The sequence below is a fragment of the Arthrobacter sp. MDB1-55 genome, from assembly GCF_059092925.1.
This window is the reverse complement of sequence record NZ_JBNHID010000003.1, coordinates 515862-536467: the sequence shown is the minus strand read 5'-3', so window position 1 is coordinate 536467 and position 20606 is coordinate 515862. Positions and strand designations below refer to the sequence as shown.

The window sequence follows — 20606 nt, the reverse complement described above, 5'->3', positions numbered from 1 at the left end:
CAACAGCTGCGAGACAGAAGGAGCGCAATGACGAGCGAGCCCCAAACGATGACCCGTGGAAGCGCTGCCGAGCAGGGCGCAACCCTGACCATCCATGACCCCCGGGACGGCACTGAAGTGGGAACGGTTGAGTCCGCGGGCAGGGAACAGGTGGCGCTCGCCGTCCAGTTGGCTAGGGCGGTTCAACCCGAATGGGCTGCGGTGGCGCCCGCCGAGCGGGCGGGGATGCTGAGGTCGGCCGCCGGTGCCCTGCGCGACGGCGCCGATCACCTCGCAGACCTGAACAGCCGTGAGACCGGCCGCCCCCGGGATGAGGCGCTCGCCGGGATTGAGGCCGGAGCCGCAACGCTCGAGCAGTATGCCGAGCTGGGCCCGCTGCACCGCGGACACAGCCTCCGCGGTTCAGCTCTGGCTTCCGACTACACGGTGACCGTGCCGCGTGGAGTCGCTGCGCTCCTGACGCCGTGGAACGACCCGGTAGCCGTCGCCGCCGGTTTGATCGGTGCCGCGTTGGTGACCGGCAACACGGTTGTGCACAAGCCCAGTGAACGTTGTCCCCACGTCGGTCAGCGGCTGGGGGAACTGCTCTCGCCCTGCTTTCCTGCAGGAGTGCTGACCACTCTCTCCGGCGGACCCGACGTCGGGGCTATGCTCACCGCCGAGGACGGCATCGACGTCTACGCACATGTGGGATCGAGCGCCACCGGTGCCCGGATCGCCCGCGCTGCAGTGCTCACCGGGGCCCACGTGATCCGCGAGAACGGCGGGAATGACCCGCTCCTGATTGACGACGACGTCGACCCCGCCTGGGCAGCCGAACAAGCCGCTATCGGAGCGTTCAGCAACCGCGGACAGATTTGCACCGCCGTCGAGCGGATCTACGTCCACGACGCCATCGCCGATGAGTTCTGCGCCGCCCTCGCCGCTGAAGCACGCCGTCGGAACGAGCCCGGTGTCCTTGCGCCGCTCGTCGATCGCCGCATGCGGGAAGCGGTGGACAGCCAGGTACAGGCCGCTCGTGAGATGGGCGCCGAAGTGCTCGAAGGCGGGGAACTCCCGGAAGGACCGGGAGCCCACTACCCGGCAACCGTCCTGCTCAACTGCACGGAGCAGATGGACATCATGGCTGAGGAGACCTTCGGCCCCGTCGCCCCGGTAACACGCGTGGGCAGCTTCGACGAGGGGCTCAAACTCGCGGCAGCCGGGCGGTATGGGCTGGCAGCCAACGTCCTGACCGGGCGCATCGCCAACGCGCAGAAAGCAATCGCAGCGTTCACGGTAGGAACGGTCAAAGTCAATGCCGTCTTCGGCGGTGCTCCCGGCGGTTCTGCGCAGCCCCGCGGTGAAAGCGGTGAGGGCTTCGGCTACGGACCCGAACTGCTGAATGAGTTCTGCACCGTCAAGGTGGTGCACATTGAGGCACCAGGGAAGGTCTCCGGATCATGACCGCGCTGTCTGAAACGCGCGGGCTCGCCGAATGGGTGCCCGTCGAGTTGGCCCGCGTCGCCCCGCTGATCACTGTGGTCGGAGATGTGATTCTGGATGGCTGGTGGACCGGGAGCATTGACCGGTTCTGCAGGGAAGCCCCCGCGCCGGTGGTCGACGTGCAGCGCCGCGAGTACGCACCGGGCGGGGCAGCGAACACAGCCATGAACCTCGCCGCGCTCGGTGCGCGGGTGCGCCTGGTCGGCCTCGTGGGCACAGACGACGCCGGTATCCGCCTGAGTGCCCTGCTCGACGACGCCGGCGTGGACACTTCCGGCCTCGTCGCCGTTCCCGGGATCAGGACCACGACGAAGAACCGGATCATCGGCGGTGACCAGGTGATGCTGCGCCTGGACGACCAGGACGGGGAACCACCGGCGGAAGCCGTAGCAGCCCTCGCCGAAGCGGTTCCGGCCTCCGTGAGCGGGAGTGCCGCCGTCGTGGTCTGTGACTACGGCACAGGAGCGCTCGGCTCGGCCGTACGGGCGGCGCTGCGGGGAAGCATCGGAGAGGCCCTGACTGTGGTCGACGCACATGATCCGCGTCCCTGGGCGGAGCTGGCCCCTGCCATCGTGACGCCGAATGCGCTGGAAGCGGCACGCCTGCTTGATACGGGTTTCCCGCCCAAACCCGCCGAGGACCGCGCGGCGCTGGTGACCGACCGCCGCGCCGAACTGTTCGCAGCGACGGGAGCGAGCGCCGTCGTCGTCACCCTGGACCGGGACGGTACCGTGCTTCTCACCGCGGAAGGGCAGGCTCACCGGACGTGGGCCCGCCCGGCGTCGGAGAAGCAGGCGTCCGGGGCGGGGGACACCTTTGTTGCGTGCCTGACCGCAGCGCGGGCGGCGGGAATGCCCATGACAGCGTCACTGGACCTGGCACAGGCGGCAGCTGATGTGGTCGTCAATCGACCGGGTACATCGGTGTGCTCGACGGCTGATCTTGCGCACTACTTGGGCGGGCTGTCCTCGGCGGTCCTTCCGCTCGACGAGCTGCTCGAGCGCGTCGCGGGTGAACGTGAGCAGGGTCGCCGGATCGTGCTTACGAACGGGTGCTTCGACGTGCTGCACCGCGGCCACACCCGCTACCTCACCCAGGCGAAACAGTTGGGAGACGTGCTGGTCGTGGCCCTGAACGGTGATGACTCAGTGCGGCGTCTGAAAGGACCGGACCGGCCGATCAACGGCGTAGCTGACCGCGCAGGCGTCATTGCGGCGCTGAGCTGCGTCGACTACGTCGCCGTCTTCGATACTGACACCCCGGTGCCCCTGATTGAGGCGCTGCGCCCGGACATCTACGCGAAGGGCGGTGACTACTCGTCGCAGATGCTTGAGGAAGCACCGGTCGTGGAGCGCTGCGGCGGAGTTGTGCGCATTCTTGACTACGTCCCCGAGCAGTCGACGACGGCGATGGTCGAGAAGATCCGGACGCCTCCATGGGCCCCTCCCGCTGCTTCGACTCCTATGCCGTGAACCGACGCGGGCCGGGGGAGTGGCCGCCATGGGCCCTCTACCGCCGGCGTCGTGCCGTGTGCGCCTGCGCTCATCGCTGCCCTCTGAACACCATGTGAGGCTTTCTGCTGTACCGTGAGAGGGGAGGGGGTCCGAGTTGCCCCCAGTTCTGCTTCCACAAAGACCGTCTGACCGCATGGCGAAACCCGCAAAGGCGCCCCGTGATGTTCCGACCACATGATTCAGCGAATCTTCAGCCAACAGGATCCGCTGCATGCGCACTCCACTGACAACGGTGAACTGCCCACCCGATCCAGCTCAGGACGCCGCCCGGCGACTGATTCTCCTGAATCATCCCGTCACTTTTGATGCCTTCCGTCCGGGACGGTGCTGTGCACCGCTCCAGATGAGCAGACAAGGAATAAGATATGAATTTCGACAGCACTATGAACCCCACCGCGCAGTTCCCGGAGGACTTGCGCAAACTGGATGACTCCACGCTGCATGTACTCAACAGCAAGGTGCTCCGCGAGCTGAACGTCGAATATCTGAACGGTGGTCCCGAACCGGAAACCGAGTTCAGGCGGGAAGAGCTCACCGAAGAGCTGAATCGTCGGGATGGCACCGGACGCATTCCCGCATCCTCCTACATCTCCACCGTGACTCACATCGTGTGACTGCCGGTCATTGCCGTCGGCACCGGCCGACTCTATGTCCGTTCACACTGAAAGCACAATGAATTACCCACAGATTCCGCAACAGCGTCCGAATATCGATGATGGTCCTCACGACGGCCTGTCGTGTCGGGTGTACCGATCCCCGCAATCCATCGAGCCAGGGACGGAAACACCAGTTTTTGTCATGGTTCACGGGATCGGGATGTCCCACCGCTACTTCGACAGGCTGCAGCTGGCGCTGATTGAGCACGGCGACACACTCGTCCTCGATCTGCCGGGCTTCGGGGGGACACCCAAGCCTGATCGTCAACTCAGCGTTGAGGATTACGCAGTCCTCATCGCACGCACGCTCGATGAGGAAGGTGTGCAGGAGTGCGTTCTCATCGGTCACTCGATGGGTGCTCAATTCGTGACCGAGCTTGCCATCATCCGCCCCAACCTGGTGTCTCACGTGGTGTTGATCGGTCCTGTCACTGATGTCGCGCACCGTTCCCCGGTCAAACACGCCCTCATGCTTGCTGCGGACACGTTCATCGAAAGACCCATCACGAACATCATGGTTGCCACGGCGTACGCCCAGTGCGGGCTCTCCTGGTACTCGAAGGAACTGCCCGTCATGCTGAGTTACCGACTCGATGAGCGGCTGCCTCTGGCTGCATGCCCGGTTCTGGTTATCCGTGGAACGCGCGACATCATTGCTCGGCACGAGTGGTGCGAGTTGCTCAGCAGCCGGGCGCAGCACGGGAGCCTGGCTGAGGTACCGAATCAACCGCATGCCGCGCACCGGGGAGGTGCCGCTTCGATCACGACAGCAGTTCTTGAGTTCATGCGCGGCTCTCGGGCCCCCCTCGCGGATCACCTCCACCCCAGCGACGCTTAAGCCGGCAGCCTCAGTGCGTCCCGGCGCCATGACCGAGGAATAATAAGCCTGCTTTGCTTTTGATCCCGTGTGCGGGTAGTGTCGAGACTGCAGAGGTTACCCGCGGAGCAAACCGCGGCCGATCTGAACCTCCCCGCCGGAGCGCATCTCTAGCGCCGGCTCTCGGCATCAAGCCAACCCCATCACAGGAGACACATGTCTACGAATACTTCCACTAACGCTGCAACCACCGAAGACCACTCTGTCAGGCGCAGCACCGAAACCAAGCTCTCCACGAAGACCACAGAGTTCTTCGTCTACATCGCCGCTGTCCTGGCTGTCATCATCACGGCTGCTGTCGTCGGCGACGGCACCGAGGGTTCCGATGCGGGCGATCTGTTCGACGCCAATCAGGCCATGCAGTACATCACCTACCTGACCATTGGTTACATGATCGCCCGCGGTTTGGCGAAGTCCGGAAGTCGTGAGCACTACAACGCTTCAAACTAGAACTACGCGTACCGTACACATGGTGCAGGAGCAATGCTCCTGCGCCATGTGGTTTTAAGGCGGCCGGACAATCAGTGCTCCGGAGCTACAAGGCTCGGGAGCCAAGGATCGGCCTGCTCATCGTGGCGAAGTAAGCTAGCTTCAATCACCTTTGAGGTAGCAGCGTGACACTGCACCTGATCCGGGGAGCGGGCATGATCGCTCGCGCGCCGCTCCTTACCCGCGACTCCTCCACGAGAACCCTGAGCAGCCAGTAGACACGAGTAGCGATCCTGAAAGGTCCAGCCCATGAATTCACCGCGGCGGTTTGACGCGATAACCATCATCTACAACCCCAACAGCACCGGCGACGCCCCGGCGCTGGCTGAGGCCCTCAAGGACGAACTCCTCGGACTCCTGCCGGACTCTCCTGATGTGCGCCTGCAACCGACGCAACGAGCAGGACATGCGGTGGAGCTTGCCCGCGAAGCTGCCTCGGACGGTCATGCGCTCGTTGTATCGGTGAGCGGAGACGGCGGGTACAACGAGGTGGTCAACGGCGTCATGTCCGCCGATAATGCGGATGCGGTCTGCGCTGTGCTCGCTGCCGGTAATGCAAACGATCACAGTCGGGTGACCGCCAGGCAACCGCTCGCTGAGGCAATCGCCGAAGGAGCCGTCCGACGCATCGATCTGTTGCGCATCACAGCGGGATCCGACGCCGAGTCCGTGTACGCGCACTCCTACATCGGCTTCGGCCTGACTCCTATCATGGCCATTGATCTCGAGAAGGGCAGCAAGGGAGCAATCAAGGAGATGTTCTCTGTGGTGAGAACCTTCCGCAAGTTCAAGCCCTTCGAGATCCGGCAGAACGACGGCGTGCGACGTAAGTTCGACAGCCTGGTTTTCGCGAACATCTCGCAGATGGCGAAGTACGCAACCCTCAGTGAGGCCGATGACCACCCGGCAGACGGAAAATTCGAGGTCATCACCTTCCCTCACATGGCCAAGTGGCGCATCCTCCTCAGGGCTGTTCGCGCGACGACGAAGGGACTGGGAGATCAGCCCAGCACAGACCGATACGAGTTCTCAACGCTCAAGCCGATCCCGTACCAGATCGATGGGGAAGTGAAGTCGGCGGCTGCAGGAACGTCAGTCACGATCGAGAGTGTTCCCCGCGCCTTGCCTATCATTGGCTGAGCATAATCAGGCTCCAGGACCGCGGGGACGGTTTACATGCTCCCGTCGGGCGTGCTCGAATTGTTGACGAGCAGTGGACGAGGTTAAGCAGCTAGCCCGCTCCGCTGTTTGCTGCGGACCGGGCTAGTGCTTTGGGCGATCCCAACGACGTCTTGCCGACTAGGGACAGCCCTTTGATATGCAGGAGAGCGCTAGGTTCGGTTCCACAGTGCGGGGGATTGGATGGCAGTGTCCCAACACGTTGTCCTATCCCCTGCACACCCCTCAACTGCGTGCTTCCTCCCCTGCTTCGGAGACAGTCGCTCTTTGGATTGCTGCCCGCAGGCGATCGAGCCCATCGGAGGGATCGCAGAACCGACGGCGCACGCTAGGCAACCGAGACGCCGAACGCCAGCCCGAGCGCGTAGGTCGCCGCGGCGGCCCCCAGCCCGATGGCCAACTGACGCAGGGCCCGCTTGAGCGGAGAGGCCCCCGACAGCAACCCGACGACGGCGCCCGTCGCCAACAGCGCCAGCCCAACGAGGACACACGCTGTCACCACCGCGGCAAGTCCGGTCAGCCCGAAGATGTACGGCAGGACGGGGATGATCGCGCCGGAAGCGAAGAAGCAGAAGCTGGACGCCGATGCTCCCACGGCACTCCCGACGCTCTCATGATCGTCCTGCGGTTCCTGGCGCTCCGGCTGCAGGGACAGGCTCGGGTCGCAGTCACAGCTGAACTGGCCCATCCGCTCTGCCGCACGGTGCTCCGCGGCCTCCGGTGACATCCCGCGGGCACGGTAAACCAGCACGAGTTCGTTCGCGTCGATGTCGAGTTCCTTGGCCACCGTCAGGGTGACCTGCGTGGGGCGCGACGCCGTGAGCAGTTCACGCTGCGAACGCACCGACACGTACTCGCCGGCACCCATCGACAGTGCGCCGGCGAGGAGACCAGCGAGCCCGCTGAACAGCACGAAGGCACTGGAAACGCCCGTGGCGCCGATACCCATCACGAGCGCGAGGTTACTCACCAGACCGTCGTTCGCCCCGAAGACGGCCGCACGGAAGTTGCCGGAAAGCCGGTTGCGCCCGCGCGTCGCGAGGCCGCGGACCACCTCCTCATGGATCTGCTCGTCGGCGGCCATCGCACTCGTTGCGGAGGGATCTGCCGCATAGGGGGAGCGGCCCTCCGCACGTTGGGCGAGGGCGAGGACGAAGACCGACCCGAAACGCCGGGCGAGGAAGCCGAGGATCTGGTTCCGCAGCGACGGGCGGAGGGGCTTGCCGACGTCGTCCCCCAGGAGCGTGAGCCAGTGCTGCTCGTGCCGGCCTTCCGCCTGGGCGAGGGCCAGAAGGATTTCCTTCTCCTCACCACCGCGCTTACGCGCCAGGTAGCGGTAGGTTGCGGCTTCTGCCCGTTCGTCGGCCAGATACTGCCGCCATCGCTTCACATCGGCGGGTGTTCGCGTTACCTGGGGGGTCAAAGCCGGCTCCTGATCTCAGACGGCCGGGCTGATGGGAAGCTCCGACCATTAACTCATGCATGGCCGAAGGTCTCGTTCGCCGCTGTTGCGGTGGACTGCCGGGCATCATCAATGATTGCCAGTATGTCGACAGGCCGCGGAGCCGAACGCCCCGGAACTACTCCCCTTCGCAGACATCAATCCTACCTGCTCCCGATGCGGGCGCGGTCACTGGCTAGGATGAAGCGGTGCATACAACTCGCGAAAACGACGATGACGCCGGCCGGCGCGGTCTCGCCGGCCGACTCCTTCGCGGCGGCAGCGAACCAGACCCCAGGTTCACCCTGGCCAATGAGCGCACGTTCCTCGCCTGGATCCGCACATCGCTTGCCCTCATGGCCGGCGGCATCGCCGTCGAGGCCTTCACCGCCGACATCTTCAATCCCGAGCTGCGGACCACGTTGGCGGTCCTGCTCCTGCTGCTGGCGATGATCATTTCCTCGGTGGCCTGCTTCCGGTGGCTCAACGTCGAGCGCGCAATGCGCCACGGAACACCCTTGCCGCTTCCGTTCCTGGCGCCGCTCCTGGCCCTGGGCGGCGCGGCAGTGGCCGCCGTCGTCGTCGTGTTTGTCCTCATGCGGGGCAGCTGAGATGACCGTCCTGGGCCGGGATCCCGGTCTGCAACCGGAGCGGACCTCCCTCGCGTGGGGCAGAACCATGATGGCGCTGGTCGGCGCCAGCCTCCTCTTCCTGCGATGGGTTCCCGTCCACGGCTGGTATGCGGGAACCCTCGTGCTCTCGGCGTTGATGGCCGCGCTCGGGATTTACGTGAGCCAACGGCACCGGTACGCCAGGAGCGTCGCCGGGGTCTCCCGGGGCCGGGTGCATGCCGACGTAGTCGCGGTCCTATGCACGTCCGCTGTGGTGCTCGCGATGGGCGGCCTGGGCATCTACACCGTGCTGTTCATCCCGCTGTAAAGCGCTGCACGTAGGGTAGAAGCAAAACTGCCGCTTTCGGCATGCCCTCCCACCCAAGGAAGAAGCGCCCGTGGAATACAGACGCGACACCACTGCAGCATCGAACCGGTCAAACCCCTGGAAAGACGGACTCGGTCGGACGAGCATCCGCGGTGCACAGTTCCTGCTGCTGCTCACGGTGCTGGTGGTGTCCATCTACGGGCTCATCCAAATCCGCCTGGTGGTCATTCCGCTGCTTCTGGCCCTGATCCTCGCGGCAGCAATCAGTCCTCTGGTCAACATGCTCCGGCGCAAAGGCTGGCCGAGTGCAGCGGCGACCGCATTTTCCTTCTTCCTCCTGCTGGCGGTCCTCGGCGGGGTGGTCACCGCGATCGTGTTTGCCGTGCGCAGCCAACTCGACGAACTCGTAGCAAGCGCCTCGGAGGGCTTCGACCAGATCTATGACTTCATCCGGACAGGGCCGCTGCCCATCGATGAATCACAGATCGAGGATGCCCGCCAGGCGTTGATCGATTTCGCCACCAGCGCGACGGTCGGTTCCACCGCCCTTTCGGGGATCACGGCGGCGGGCGAGTTCCTCGCCGGTGCGGTGCTGCTGTTGGTCATCCTCTTCTTCTTCCTGAAGGACGGGGACAGGATCTGGGCGTTCCTGCTGCGGCCTTTCCGCGGGGAGCGGCTTCACAAAGCGCAGCGGGTAGGCTTCCGAAGTCTTGAGGTTCTGGGCGGGTACGTCCGGGGAACGGCCATCATCGCGCTGGTCGATTCAGTCTTCATCGGTATCGCGCTGCTCATTCTGGGCGTTCCGCTGGCGCTGCCGCTCGCCGTCATCGTGTTCGTCGGTTCCTTCGTGCCGCTGGTGGGCGCCACGGCGGCCGGTGCTCTGGCCGCGCTCGTGGCACTGGTGGCCAACGGACCGTTCGTGGCGCTGATGGTGATCCTCGCCGTCGTCGTGGTGAACCAGCTGGAGGGAAACTTCCTGCAGCCGGTGGTCATGGGGCGTTCGCTCAGCATCCATCCCCTCGTAATCCTGCTGGCACTCACGGCGGGCACCATCCTTGCCGGCATCGTGGGCGCAATCCTCTCCGTGCCCGTCGCCGCTGTCGCCTGGGCCGCAATCAAGGTGTGGACCGGAGAGGACGAACCGGATGCGGAACCGGAGGAGCTCTCGGCTCCCGCCGACTCCGCACCCGCAGCCTCCAGCGAAGAGCCAGCCGCCCCTACGGAGTAGTCTCAGCGCACCGGGGTTGTGGGTCCCTCGAGAGGGACTTCCTCCTGGATCTCGCCTGAGACGCGCTTGTTCCATGCCGCCATGACCGCGGGTTCGGTTGGCTTCGTGGCGAGCGACACCGCCACGTAACACATAGCGGAGGCGAGCAGGCCGAAGTAGATCGGTTCGTTCGCGTACAGTCCGTCGCCGATGGCGAGGCCCGCGTAGACGGCGAGCGTGCCGAGCGTGACAACGGACCCGGCGATCATCGACACCGCAGCGCCGGGACCGGTTCCGCGCTTCCACACCAGGCCGCCGAGGATGGCGACCAGCAGACCGCCGACCAGGATGTCGTAGGCGATGGTCAGCGCAACGACGACGTCGTTGAGGAGGATTGCGATCAGCACTGCCAGCACTCCAAGCGTGAGCACCCACAGGCGGTTACCGGCGACGTCGTGCTCCGGGTTGGACTCCTTGCGTCCCTCGGCCGCAACCGCTGCTCCGCCGCGCAAGCCGTGACGCCGCCAGCTGCGGACGAAAGGCACGACGTCGGAACTCGCCACGGTGGCCGCCGCAATGAGGGCGCCGGACGCAGTGGACATCATGGCTGCGACTGCGGCCGCCAGGACAAGACCGCCGACCCCGATCGGAAGAACGTCAATGGCCACCTGGGCATAGACGTCGTCTGTGTTCTCGAGGACCGGAAGCAGCACACTGGCGGCCATACCGATCATCGCTCCCGCGACGCCGTACAGGATGCAGTAGATGCCTGCCGTTGTACCGCCCCACCGGGCAACACCCGGCGTCCTGGAGGTGAAGACGCGCTGCCAGATGTCCTGCCCAATGAGGAGCCCGAGTGTGTAGACCACGAAGTAGGTGATGATGGACTGCGCACCGATGCCGGTGATGTTGAAGAACTCTTCTCCCGCCCGTTCGCGGATGCCCTCGAAACCGCCCGCAGCGGAGAGCGAGAAGGGGAGCATGAGGGCGAAAACGCCGATGGTCTTGATGATGAACTGCGCCATATCAGCCAGGGTGATGGACCACATCCCGCCGACGGTCGCGTAGATCAGAACGATGATTCCGCCAAGTGCGATGGCAAGCCAGCGCTCGAGGCCGAACAGCACGACGAAGATGGTGGCGTAAGCGCCGGTGGACGTAGCGCAGAGCACGACCGTGTAAGCGAGCATGACGAAACCGGCGATCTTCGTGGCTTCGTGGCCGTACCGCAAGGTCAGCATCTGCGAGACCGTGTAGATCTTCAGCTTCTGGATAGTCGGAGCGAAGAGAAGGCTGAGCACCAGTACGCCGGTGCCGATGGCGACGACAAGCCACATGCCGGAGATACCGAACTGGTAGCCCAGTCCCACTCCGCCGACGGTGGAGGCTCCGCCAAGGACCACCGCCGCCATCGTGCCGGTGTAGAGCACTGGTCCCAGGCGACGCCCGGCGACGAGGTAGTCGCTGGTGTTCTTGGTGCGGGACTTGCCCCACCAGCCGAACGCGAGCATCGAGATCAAGTACAGCACCACGATGGCAACATTGAGGAATTCCATGGTTCTCCTGCAGTGAGCTATTTCACCTATAGGCAACAGATGTTTTCCCGTAGGCTAGTTGTGACCCATCTAACAGGTCAAGTGTGACGCCGCTTGAAGCATCTGTATGCTCGTGAATCAGCGGTGGGAAGGAACCATATGAAGGCTTTGCCAGTAGAACCCAGCAATGCGCCGGTGGCGATCGGTTCCCGGATCCGGTCCGCGCGGCAGGCGCAGAGGATGACGATCGAGCAGGTCGCCGACTCCACGGGTTTGACCAAGGGTTTCCTGAGCAGGGTGGAACGGGATCTGACCTCGCCGTCCGTCGCCTCCCTGGTTACCCTGTGCCAGGTGCTGTCCATCTCGATCGGTGACCTCTTTACGGTTCCGGAAACGCACCTCACGCGACTTCAGGAGGCGCCCAAAATCAGCCTGGGCGGCGAGGGGATCAATGAGCGTCTCGTGACAGCGCGCTCCGAGCGGCGCCTGCAGATGATCAGGGCCGTCATCGAACCGTTAGGCAAGGGCGAGTCGGACCTCTATTCGGTGGACTGCGAAGTGGAGACCCTGCACATCATCGCCGGTCGCTTTGAGCTGATTTTCTCCAACGCCCGCTATGACCTTGAAGCCGGTGACACCATCACCTTCCCCGGCCGGGAGCCGCACACCTGGGTCAATCCCTCCGATGAAGAAGCGGTTGTCCTATGGACGCTGGTTCCGGCAGCTTCAAGAAGCTGACGACGGCGCCCCGATCGGCTGGGCCAATCGTTACCGAGATACCAAGTCGGCTTATGGAATACTGATCGAACGACGCCGGTCCGGACTTGACCGGTGTCTGTTGTGGTCAAATTTGCAGCCAGCCGGCCCGCGCCGGTTGTTTGCCTCGATGCCTCGACGATCCGCCCGCGCCAGTGCTGGCGCGCTAGCTTGTGAAGGGACTGGAGCAATGAAGACTTCTAGGACAGCAGCAGGATTCGCGGTGGTTTCGGCCATCGCGTTAGCGGCCACCGCCTGTGGCGGCGGTGGCGGCGGGGAAGCGGACTCGGGCGAGGCTGCGGACTACGGGGCCGAACTTTCGGGAACCATGACCACGGGCGGATTTACCCTCGGCGACGAAGTGGCAACCTCGCGTGCAGACTTCGCCACCGCAGCCCTTGAAGAGGACGGCGTGACCGTCGAGATCAACGAGAGCAACTTTGACCCGCAGCGGTTCGCGGCGCAGGCCGCGAGTGGAACCCTTCCCGACCTCGTGGTCATGGACCGCCAGTATGTGGCCACCTATGCTGCGAAGGGCCTGATTGAACCGGTCGATGAGTGCTTCACCACCCACGACGTCAGCGCCGAGGAACACTACTATCCGGCCGTGCTGCAGGACGTGACGTACAACGATCAGGTGTACGGCATCCCGCAGTTCTGGCAGCCGTGGGCAATCATCGCCAACACCCGGGTCATGGGGGAGGCAGGCGTGACGCCCGAGGATCTCGATACCTCCAACCCCGATGCCGTCCTCAGCGCCGCCGAGGAAATGTACGAGTCGGAGGGCGACGCACCTTCCCGCCTCGGCTTCGACCCGCAGATGCCGTCACAGGCTCCGGTCTGGTTCGCGGCCTTCGGCGGGGGCATCATGGATGAGACCGGCAAGCCGACCCTGGATGATCCGGCGAACGTCGAGGCCCTGACGTGGCTGAAGGAAATCTATGACGCTCAGGGCGGCTACGAAACGGCGTACAGCTTCAGCCAGACGTGGGACTTCTTCGGCGAAAACAACCAGTTCGTGGCGGATCAGGTAGGTGCCGGGCTGTACGCGCAGTGGTACCCCAACGTGCTCTCGGACTTCGCTGACCAGCTCGAGGTTTCGGGCGTGCCGCTCCGCAATCAGGACGGCGATCCCATCGCCGTGGCCGGCGGACAGTCCTACGTGATCCCGACCGGAGCCAAGAACAAGGCAGCCGCCTGCAAGTGGGCTGTCCAGAACACTTCGGATGATGCCTGGATGGCAGCGGCTGAGGCTCGTGTCTCCGGTATGGAAGAAGGCGGCATGTTCACCGGCATCTTCACCGGTTCACCTACTGCCGACCAGAAGATCCGCGACGAATACCTTGAGGCAACGGGCAACGAGGGCTTCGACCAGTTGATCGAGTCCTACTACCAGGCTCTCGAAAACGGCGTCCCGCTCGGCTCTTCGCCGGCAGGTCTGGAGATCCAGACCGAACTGCAGAACGCCATGGCGCCCGCGATGTCCGGTGACAAGACCATCGAGGAAGCGCTCGGGGATGCCCAGGCCGCTGCGATGCTGGTGTACGAGCAGGCGACTGCCGGCGCCCAGTAACGTGCGCCGTCGTCAGTAGATCATCACGCAAAGAGGGTGGGAGCCGGCTCCCACCCTCTTTGCATGCCAACCCAACGCTTGGGTCAGCCCTTGCGGCCCTGGCCCGCCAGGCCCTCGATGAAGTAGCGCTGGCCGAAGGCAAACAGGATCAGCATGGGTAAGGTCACCAGCAGCGCGGCCGTCATCACGTACTGGTAATCTGCCTGGCCGCCGGAGGTGGGGCTGAACAGCGACATCGCGTAGGAGATGCCCAGCGGTACCGTGAATTCCTCCGGGCCGCCGAAGTTCAGGTAGATCAACGGAGCCTGCAGGTTGTTCCAGCTGGCCTGGAACTCGAAGATGAAGACGATGATGAAGGACGGGATGGACAGCGGCATCGCGATGCGCCAGAACAGTCCGAAGTAGCTGCAACCGTCGATGCGCGCTGCTTCGAAGATGTCGCGGGGGAGTCCGAGGAAGAACTGGCGCTGCAGGAAGATGTAGAACGCAGACCCGAAGAGGTTGGCTCCCCAGAGTGGGACGGTTGTCCCGAGGAAGCCGAGTTCCTTCCAGATCAGGTACGTCGGGATCATGGTGACAGCTCCCGGCAACATCATGGTTCCCAGCACCAGCCCGAAGAGCAGGTTGCGGAAAGGGAAGCGGAAGTAGGCAAAGCCGAACGCCACCAGGGAACTCGAGACCGTGACCAGGCCAGCGGCCAGGAGCGCAATGATCAGGCTGTTCGAGATCCAGGCGAGCAGCGGCAGCTGGTCCCACACCTCGACGTAGTTCGAAAAGACCCAGGTCTCGGGAATGAGGCGATTGTCGAAGACGTCCTGGCGCGGTTTGAACGTTGCCGCCAGCAGCCACACGAACGGATAAAGGAACAGCGCGGAAAATCCCAGCAGGAGGAACCACAGAATGGCGCGCCCAATGATGCTGCGTGGCTTGTACCAGGGGAAACGCTGGTTGGGTGCGGCGGCTGACTTCGCCCGCGGATCCGATTCAACGGCTGCCTGCGGCTGTGAGTTGATTACTGAAGCCATGGCCTACCTGCCCCCTTCGTAGTAGACGAACTTGTTCCCGAAACGCACCTGGAAGATCGTGATCAGGAGGATTATGACGAAGAGCAGCCAGGCGATTGCAGCGGCGAAGCCCATGTTGAACTGCTGGAACGCCTGCTGGAAAAGGTAGACGCCGACAAACAGTGCGGCGTCCGGTGACCCGCTCTGCGTGTCGCGATAGAACAGCAGGAACGCCTGGTCGAAGACCTGAAGCGCGGCGATCGTCAGGACGATGGTGCAGAAGAAGAGCGCATTGGAAATCATCGGCAGCGTCACCGAGAAGAACTGGCGGATCGCCCCCGCACCGTCCAGCGCGGCCGCTTCATACAGATCCTGGGGAACATTTTTCAGCGCGGCGAGGAGGATCAGCATGGTGCCGCTGACGCTCCAGAGACCGATGATGATGATCGAGGGTTTCATCCAGTTGGGATCGATCAGCCATTGCGGCCCGTCAATGCCGAAGATACCGAGGAAGCCGTTGATAGCGCCGGAGTTGCCGTTCAGGAGCAGAAGGAAGATGGACGCGGCGGCAACCGACGGCGTCATCTTCGGCAGGTAGTAGATGATGCGGAAGATTCCCGCTCCGCGATCGGGAATCCGGTGCAGCAGGTATGCCAACAGCAGCGCGAAGCAGATCTCGAGCGGCACGGACAAGATTGCGTAGTACAACGTGTTGCCCAGCGATGTCATGACCTTCGGGTCCTTGAACAGCAATTCGTAGTTGCTGAACCCGACCGGTGAGGCGGTGTCCGTGGAGAGGTCGTAGTTGGTGAAGGAGATGACCAGGCTGTAGATCATGGCGCCGAGAGTGAAAACCAGGAACCCGATCACCCAGGGAAGGATGAACAGATAGCCCGCCCTCGCCTCGCTGTTGAACGGTTCCTTGATCCAGCGGGGACGCCTGATTCGTCTTTCCCGTTGGGAGTCAATCGCTGTGGCCATGCTGCACCTCCTTGCTGTCGGCAGGGTCGCTTCTGACAAGAGTAAGCCATAAGCCTGCTTTGTTTAGGGCAGAAATCTTCCCATCGGAGAAGCGATTTGCTATACGCGGTGAGGACGGTCGCGGTAGCGTAAATGCCACCCCTTCAAGGTCAGGAGCAGTGCATGGACTGGACGCTGGAAGTTGTCGTTGTGCCGGTTTCAGACATGGCCCGGTCGATTGAGTTCTACCGGGACAAACTCGGTTTCAACCAGGATCACGAGACCGACGTCGGAGGCATGCACTTCACTCAGCTCACACCTCCGGGCTCAGGGTGTTCCATTGTTTTCGGGAATGGCCCGGGTATGCGCTCAATGGAGCCGGGCACGCTGAAGGGTTTGCAGCTCGTTGTCTCGGATATCAACGCGGCGCGCGAGGAACTGATGAGCCGCGGCGTCGACGTCGGTGACATTACCGTCTTCGACGAGCGCGACGGCGGCACCTTCTTCGGCTTCGACGATCCCGACGGTAATTCCTGGGCTGTGCAGCAAATCAAGGCCCGCGCCGATAAGCCGTTGATTCCGCGTTCCTAGCGCCGCTGCCTAGCTTCCCTGCTTCAGCTTGCGCCAGCCGCCCGCCCGGTTGTTGGCGATGATCTGCCTGAACATCGCCAGCAGTGCCGGCGCATTGACCGTGTCGCCTTCGTAGAACGCAACAGTTCGCGCGGTTTTGTTCTGCTGTCCCGCTGTGATGATGCCTTCCGGGTCGGGGACGATTGCGCCGTCGTACAGGAACACGTTCAGGTGGTCCTTCGTGGTGAGGAAGGCGCAGATATTGCCCTTCAGTACGAAGTAGGGCTGAACGGTACGCTTGATCGTTTCCTCGACTTCGGGATCGGCGGAGTGGATGAGGTCCCGTACCTCACGGCAAATCTCCTGCTGCCAGTTGGGGAGTCCGTCAATGTAGGCATCGACGCGCGGATCCGGTGAGTAGTGCATGATTCTCCTGCTGTGATTCTTCTGCTGTGATTCGGTTGCGGTGCGCGCCGGTTTGCCCACTTTCGACTGCTTCGTAGCGATCATTGTGGTGTGGGTTGGCCGCCATGTCGAGGGCAGTGCGCAGGGTCGCGCGAAGAAGGTGGGCAATCCGTTTCGCAGCGGACCTGCGACATTGACTGAGACCCGCTTCACAATTAGCCTTACTGGAAACAGTTGATGCCTATTAGGCAACTCACCGCGCCGCACGGCGGAGAACAGAGGGAGTCACATCCATGGAAGAGCTGCGCGTTACAGCCGGTGGCCGTCTCGGGCCGATCGATTCAGCCCGCATACCCCGCTATGCCGGAGCGGCTACCTTCGCGCGGCTTCCGCGGATCGACCAGGTGGAGAAGGCAGACATCGCCGTCGTCGGCGTGCCGTTCGATTCCGGGGTTTCCTACCGGCCGGGCGCGCGGTTCGGCGCAAACCACGTCCGCGAGGCGTCCCGCCTGCTGCGGCCCTACAACCCGGCCATGGACATCTCGCCCTTCGAGCGCGTACAGGTCGCCGACGCCGGCGACATGGCGGTCAACCCCTTCAACATCCACGAGGCCATTGAGACGGTTCAGCAGAACGCGCTGGATCTCACGCACGACGGCGCCCGGCTGGTGACACTCGGCGGTGACCACACCATCGCACTCCCGCTGCTCCGCGCGGCGTCCGAGCGCGCCGGAGAGCCGGTTGCGCTGCTGCACTTCGATGCCCACCTTGACACCTGGGACACCTATTTCGGCGCCGAGTACACGCACGGCACCCCCTTCCGCCGTGCTGTCGAGGAAGGGATCCTGGACACCGAAGCCATCTCACACGTCGGAACGCGCGGGCCGCTGTACGGCGTGAAGGACCTCGAGGACGACCGGCGCTTCGGCTTCGGCATCGTCACCTCCTCCGACGTCTTCCGGCAGGGAGTCGATGAGATTGTCGCCAAGCTCCGCGACCGCATCGGCAACCGCCCGCTCTACGTCTCCATCGATATCGATGTGCTCGATCCTGCCCACGCGCCGGGGACCGGTACGCCGGAAGCCGGCGGCATCACCAGCCGTGAACTGCTCGAGATCCTGCGCGGTCTGCGCGGGATGAACCTGGTCGGTGCCGACGTCGTCGAGGTTGCTCCCGCCTACGACCATGCGGAGCTCACCGGCGTGGCGGCGTCGCATGTGGCCTACGATCTGGTGAGTCTGATGGCCGACAACATCTCCACCCGAAAGGACGGCTAATGCAGTCCGTTGAAAGCGACGCCACAGTTCCCCCGCAGCCGGTCACCGGCCAGCGCAACGGCGGTGACCTTGTTGTCGAGACGCTGAGTGCGCTCGGCGCGACCACGGTCTTCGGCATTCCGGGCCAGCACGCGCTCGGCCTGTTCGATGCCCTGTCACGATCTGACCTCCAATTCGTCTCATCACGCGTCGAAAACAATTCAGCGTTCGCGGCCGATGGGTTTTCCCGCGCTACCGGCGAAGTGGGCGTGCTGTTCCTTTCCACGGGTCCCGGCGCGCTGACGTCGCTGGCAGGGCTGCAGGAGGCATACGCCACCGGTGTGCCGATGGTCGTCATTGCGAGCCAGATTCCGCTGGAGGGTCTCGGCGCCCGCCGCAAAGGCATGCTGCACCAGCTCGATGACCAGAAGGCGTCCGCCGCGAACGTCACCAAGAGCCAGCGGCTGATCCAGCATGCTTCCGGCATACCGTCCGCCATCCAGGACGCGTGGACCGAGGCCGTCTCCTCCCCGCAGGGACCAGTATGGGTTGAGGTGCCGCAGAATGTGCTGCTGGATCCCGTCGTCGTGCCCAGAGTGGAGGACGCCCTGGCGGAGCCGTTCGACAACCCGCCCCGCGTGGAACTTGTCCGCGAGGCAGTGAAGTGGTTGTCGGAAGCGAAGCGCCCGGCGATCGTGGCAGGCGGTGGCACGCGACGAGGCAAGGCCGAAAAGTGGCTGCTGTCGCTGGCGGAAAAGCTCGACGCCCCGGTGCTCTGCTCGCCCGGCGGTAACGGCGCGTTTCCCTGGAACCATGAACTTTCGCTGCAGTCCTGGGCTGAGGACCGCTACATCACGGAGGTGCTCGAGGACGCCGATGTCCTGCTGGTGATCGGATCCTCGCTCGGCGAAGTGACGTCCAACTACTTCACGCTCGAGCCGCGCGGACGCATCATCCAGATCGACGCCGAGCCGCGGGTCCTGGAGTCGAACAGGCCGGCTTTGGGCATCCGGGCCGATGCAGGCCAGGCGCTTGCCGCACTGGACGACGTTCTTGAACCTGTCGAACGCCGGACCGGCGACTACGACCCCCGCCGGCTCGTTGCCGAAACGCTCGCCAAGGTTCAGGCGCGCCTCGATTCACAGGACCTGGCCAAGGAACGTACGTTCATGGCCGACATCCGCGCCGCCGCGCCGGATGACATGCAGACCTTCTGGGACATGACTATTTCTGCGTACTGGGCCTGGAGCTGCTGGGATTCCCGTGACGGTGAGTTCCACTCCGCGCAGGGCGCCGGCGGCCTCGGATTCGGTTTTCCCAGTGCCATCGGCGGTTCGGTGGGGCTCGCCTCGAAAGGACTGCCGGCGCGGGTACTCGCTGTCTCCGGCGACGGGTCGGCCATGTACTCGATTGCCGAGCTCGCCACCGCCCGCCAGCACGACCTGCCGGTCACGTGGCTGATTGTCGACGACGGCGGGTACGGAATCCTCCGCGAGTACATGGAGGGCGCTTTCGGAAAGGCCACCGCAACCGAGCTCACCCGACCTGATTTTGTGAAGCTGGCCGAGTCCTTCGGCGTTCCCGCGGTCCGAGTCGCACCGGAGAACGTGCGGGAGGTGCTGGAGGCGAGCTTCGCGGCGGAGGGGCCCAACGTCGTCGTGGTGGAGACGCTGCTGAGGTTGTTCGCTCCGACTCACCTGTAGGTTGGGAAACACCCCTTCCAACATGCAAAGGACCCGCCGTGTTCGACCTGCGCGATCTTGACAAGCCGATCGTCGGAGCGCCCATGGCGGGCGGGCCGACGACGCCGGAGCTCGCCGCCGCGGTGACCAACGCCGGTGGCCTGGGGTTCCTCGCCGCCGGCTACCGCGCGCCGGAGGACGTCGAGGCGCAGCTGCGCAGCGTCGCTGGCCTGACCGGAGGGCCCGTGGGTGTGAACCTCTTCGTGCCGGATTCGTTTCAGCCTGAGCCGGGGCTGCTCGATGCCTACGTGGAGTCGCTGCGTCCGGAGGCTGCTGCGCTGGGCGTCGAGGTAGGCAACCCCCGGAACGACGACGACGGCTGGGACGCCAAACTCGCAATCGTTCTGGAGGCCAGACCGGCGGCGGTGTCCTTCACTTTCGGATGTCCGGAGGCCTCAGTCCTCGCGCGGATGGCCGGTGCCGGGATCCTCTCCATAGTCACGGTGACGACGGCGGCCGAGGCGCAATGTGCGGTAGCAGCGGGGGCCCGGGCGCTCGCGGTGCAGGGGCCGAACGCCGGCGGTCACCGCGGAACATTCAGCCAGCAGGAACTGCCTACCGATCAACTCCTTGAGCAGACGCTGGCCAGCATCCGGTCGGTAACCGGGCTCCCGCTTGCGGCGGGTGGGGGAGTGGCCGGTCCCGACGACGTCGGACGGTTGCGTGCGCAGGGGGCCGACGCCGTGCAGGTGGGCACGGCGCTCCTCCTCGCCGACGAGGCGGGGACGAATCCAGTGCACCGGGCAGCGCTCAGTAACGGACAGTTCACGGGAACCTCCCTCACCCGGGCCTACACCGGACGCTATGCGCGCGGACTCACGAACCGATTCATCCGTGAACATCTAGACGCTCCCGCGGGCTACCCCCACCTGCACCACGCGACGGCTCCGTTGCGGAAGGCTGCCGTCGCCCAGGGCAACCCTGACGTGGCGCACCTGTGGGCGGGAACAGGGTTCGCCTCGGCTGCGGCCGCACCGGCGGCAAGCATCATCGGGTCGCTGGCTTAGAGCGCCCGGCG

20 protein-coding genes are annotated in these 20606 nt (G+C 64.3%); 15 read left to right on the top strand and 5 right to left on the bottom strand.

All coding sequences use genetic code 11. The features are described 5' to 3' along the window. Nucleotides 1–27: 27 nt before the first annotated feature. From AC5RU3_RS14085 to AC5RU3_RS14060, 6 genes are all read left to right on the top strand, one after another. Nucleotides 28–1446, top strand: coding sequence for an aldehyde dehydrogenase family protein (locus AC5RU3_RS14085; RefSeq protein WP_493965959.1), 1419 nt, complete (start codon nucleotides 28–30; stop codon nucleotides 1444–1446). Continuing rightward, entirely contained in the window at nucleotides 1443–2957 is a 1515-nt protein-coding gene (gene rfaE2, locus AC5RU3_RS14080) for a D-glycero-beta-D-manno-heptose 1-phosphate adenylyltransferase (RefSeq protein WP_493965958.1), read from the top strand. The genes AC5RU3_RS14085 and rfaE2 overlap by 4 nt, the downstream gene beginning before the upstream one ends. A gap of 407 nt (nucleotides 2958–3364) precedes the next feature. Continuing rightward, nucleotides 3365–3613, top strand: coding sequence for a hypothetical protein (locus AC5RU3_RS14075; RefSeq protein ID WP_493965957.1), 249 nt, complete (start codon nucleotides 3365–3367; stop codon nucleotides 3611–3613). Between the two features lie 184 nt (nucleotides 3614–3797). Beyond that, nucleotides 3798–4493: an alpha/beta fold hydrolase gene (locus tag AC5RU3_RS14070; RefSeq protein ID WP_493965956.1), complete on the top strand. Its 696-nt coding sequence runs from the start codon at nucleotides 3798–3800 to the stop codon at nucleotides 4491–4493. 195 nt (nucleotides 4494–4688) lie between these two features. Continuing rightward, nucleotides 4689–4982, top strand: a complete 294-nt coding sequence (locus tag AC5RU3_RS14065) for a hypothetical protein (protein WP_493965955.1) — start codon at nucleotides 4689–4691, stop codon at nucleotides 4980–4982. Nucleotides 4983–5270: 288 nt separating this feature from the next. Beyond that, entirely contained in the window at nucleotides 5271–6161 is an 891-nt protein-coding gene (locus AC5RU3_RS14060; protein ID WP_493965954.1) for a diacylglycerol/lipid kinase family protein, read from the top strand. Between the two features lie 367 nt (nucleotides 6162–6528). Here the strand turns inward: AC5RU3_RS14060 and AC5RU3_RS14055 are convergent, their stop codons facing one another. Next, nucleotides 6529–7623, bottom strand: a complete 1095-nt coding sequence (locus AC5RU3_RS14055; protein ID WP_493965953.1) for a VIT1/CCC1 transporter family protein — start codon at nucleotides 7621–7623, stop codon at nucleotides 6529–6531. 227 nt (nucleotides 7624–7850) lie between these two features. Here AC5RU3_RS14055 and AC5RU3_RS14050 point away from each other — a divergent pair, with 227 nt between their 5' ends. From AC5RU3_RS14050 to AC5RU3_RS14040, 3 genes are all read left to right on the top strand, one after another. Next, on the top strand, nucleotides 7851–8252 hold the full coding sequence (locus tag AC5RU3_RS14050; protein WP_493965952.1) for a YidH family protein: 402 nt from the start codon (nucleotides 7851–7853) through the stop codon (nucleotides 8250–8252). A gap of 1 nt (nucleotide 8253) precedes the next feature. Beyond that, nucleotides 8254–8580 carry a DUF202 domain-containing protein gene (locus AC5RU3_RS14045; protein ID WP_493965951.1) on the top strand — a complete coding sequence of 109 codons (327 nt, stop codon included), beginning with the start codon at nucleotides 8254–8256 and terminating at the stop codon, nucleotides 8578–8580. 70 nt (nucleotides 8581–8650) lie between these two features. After that, entirely contained in the window at nucleotides 8651–9808 is a 1158-nt protein-coding gene (locus AC5RU3_RS14040) for an AI-2E family transporter (RefSeq protein ID WP_493965950.1), read from the top strand. A gap of 2 nt (nucleotides 9809–9810) precedes the next feature. Here AC5RU3_RS14040 and AC5RU3_RS14035 read toward each other — a convergent pair whose 3' ends face one another. Beyond that, nucleotides 9811–11343: a sodium:solute symporter family protein gene (locus AC5RU3_RS14035; protein WP_493965949.1), complete on the bottom strand. Its 1533-nt coding sequence runs from the start codon at nucleotides 11341–11343 to the stop codon at nucleotides 9811–9813. 138 nt (nucleotides 11344–11481) lie between these two features. Between AC5RU3_RS14035 and AC5RU3_RS14030 the strand changes: the two genes are divergently transcribed. Both AC5RU3_RS14030 and AC5RU3_RS14025 read left to right on the top strand, forming a co-directional pair. After that, nucleotides 11482–12060, top strand: a complete 579-nt coding sequence (locus AC5RU3_RS14030; protein ID WP_309071967.1) for a cupin domain-containing protein — start codon at nucleotides 11482–11484, stop codon at nucleotides 12058–12060. Between the two features lie 208 nt (nucleotides 12061–12268). Further along, nucleotides 12269–13651: an extracellular solute-binding protein gene (locus tag AC5RU3_RS14025; RefSeq protein WP_458116446.1), complete on the top strand. Its 1383-nt coding sequence runs from the start codon at nucleotides 12269–12271 to the stop codon at nucleotides 13649–13651. A gap of 83 nt (nucleotides 13652–13734) precedes the next feature. On the opposite strand, the gene AC5RU3_RS14020 is transcribed toward AC5RU3_RS14025, so the two are convergent. Next, a complete protein-coding gene (locus tag AC5RU3_RS14020; protein ID WP_493965948.1) occupies nucleotides 13735–14676 on the bottom strand; it encodes a carbohydrate ABC transporter permease in 942 nt (313 codons plus the stop codon). A gap of 3 nt (nucleotides 14677–14679) precedes the next feature. Further along, nucleotides 14680–15636 (bottom strand): carbohydrate ABC transporter permease, encoded by a 957-nt coding sequence (locus AC5RU3_RS14015; RefSeq protein ID WP_309071964.1) that lies wholly within the window; start codon nucleotides 15634–15636, stop codon nucleotides 14680–14682. 162 nt (nucleotides 15637–15798) lie between these two features. Between AC5RU3_RS14015 and AC5RU3_RS14010 the strand changes: the two genes are divergently transcribed. Continuing rightward, nucleotides 15799–16206 (top strand): VOC family protein, encoded by a 408-nt coding sequence (locus tag AC5RU3_RS14010; protein WP_493965947.1) that lies wholly within the window; start codon nucleotides 15799–15801, stop codon nucleotides 16204–16206. A 9-nt stretch (nucleotides 16207–16215) separates the two neighbouring features. On the opposite strand, the gene AC5RU3_RS14005 is transcribed toward AC5RU3_RS14010, so the two are convergent. Next, nucleotides 16216–16611 (bottom strand): DUF1801 domain-containing protein, encoded by a 396-nt coding sequence (locus tag AC5RU3_RS14005; RefSeq protein ID WP_309071962.1) that lies wholly within the window; start codon nucleotides 16609–16611, stop codon nucleotides 16216–16218. Between the two features lie 272 nt (nucleotides 16612–16883). Between AC5RU3_RS14005 and speB the strand changes: the two genes are divergently transcribed. Genes speB through AC5RU3_RS13990 form a run of 3 tightly spaced genes read left to right on the top strand, consistent with a single transcriptional unit; the run spans nucleotide 16884 to nucleotide 20595 of the window. Further along, on the top strand, nucleotides 16884–17867 hold the full coding sequence (speB, locus tag AC5RU3_RS14000) for an agmatinase (protein WP_493965946.1): 984 nt from the start codon (nucleotides 16884–16886) through the stop codon (nucleotides 17865–17867). Beyond that, nucleotides 17867–19549, top strand: a complete 1683-nt coding sequence (locus tag AC5RU3_RS13995) for a thiamine pyrophosphate-binding protein (RefSeq protein ID WP_493965945.1) — start codon at nucleotides 17867–17869, stop codon at nucleotides 19547–19549. The genes speB and AC5RU3_RS13995 overlap by 1 nt, the downstream gene beginning before the upstream one ends. Before the next feature lie 38 nt (nucleotides 19550–19587). Beyond that, nucleotides 19588–20595, top strand: coding sequence for a nitronate monooxygenase (locus tag AC5RU3_RS13990; protein WP_493965944.1), 1008 nt, complete (start codon nucleotides 19588–19590; stop codon nucleotides 20593–20595). Nucleotides 20596–20606: the final 11 nt, after the last annotated feature.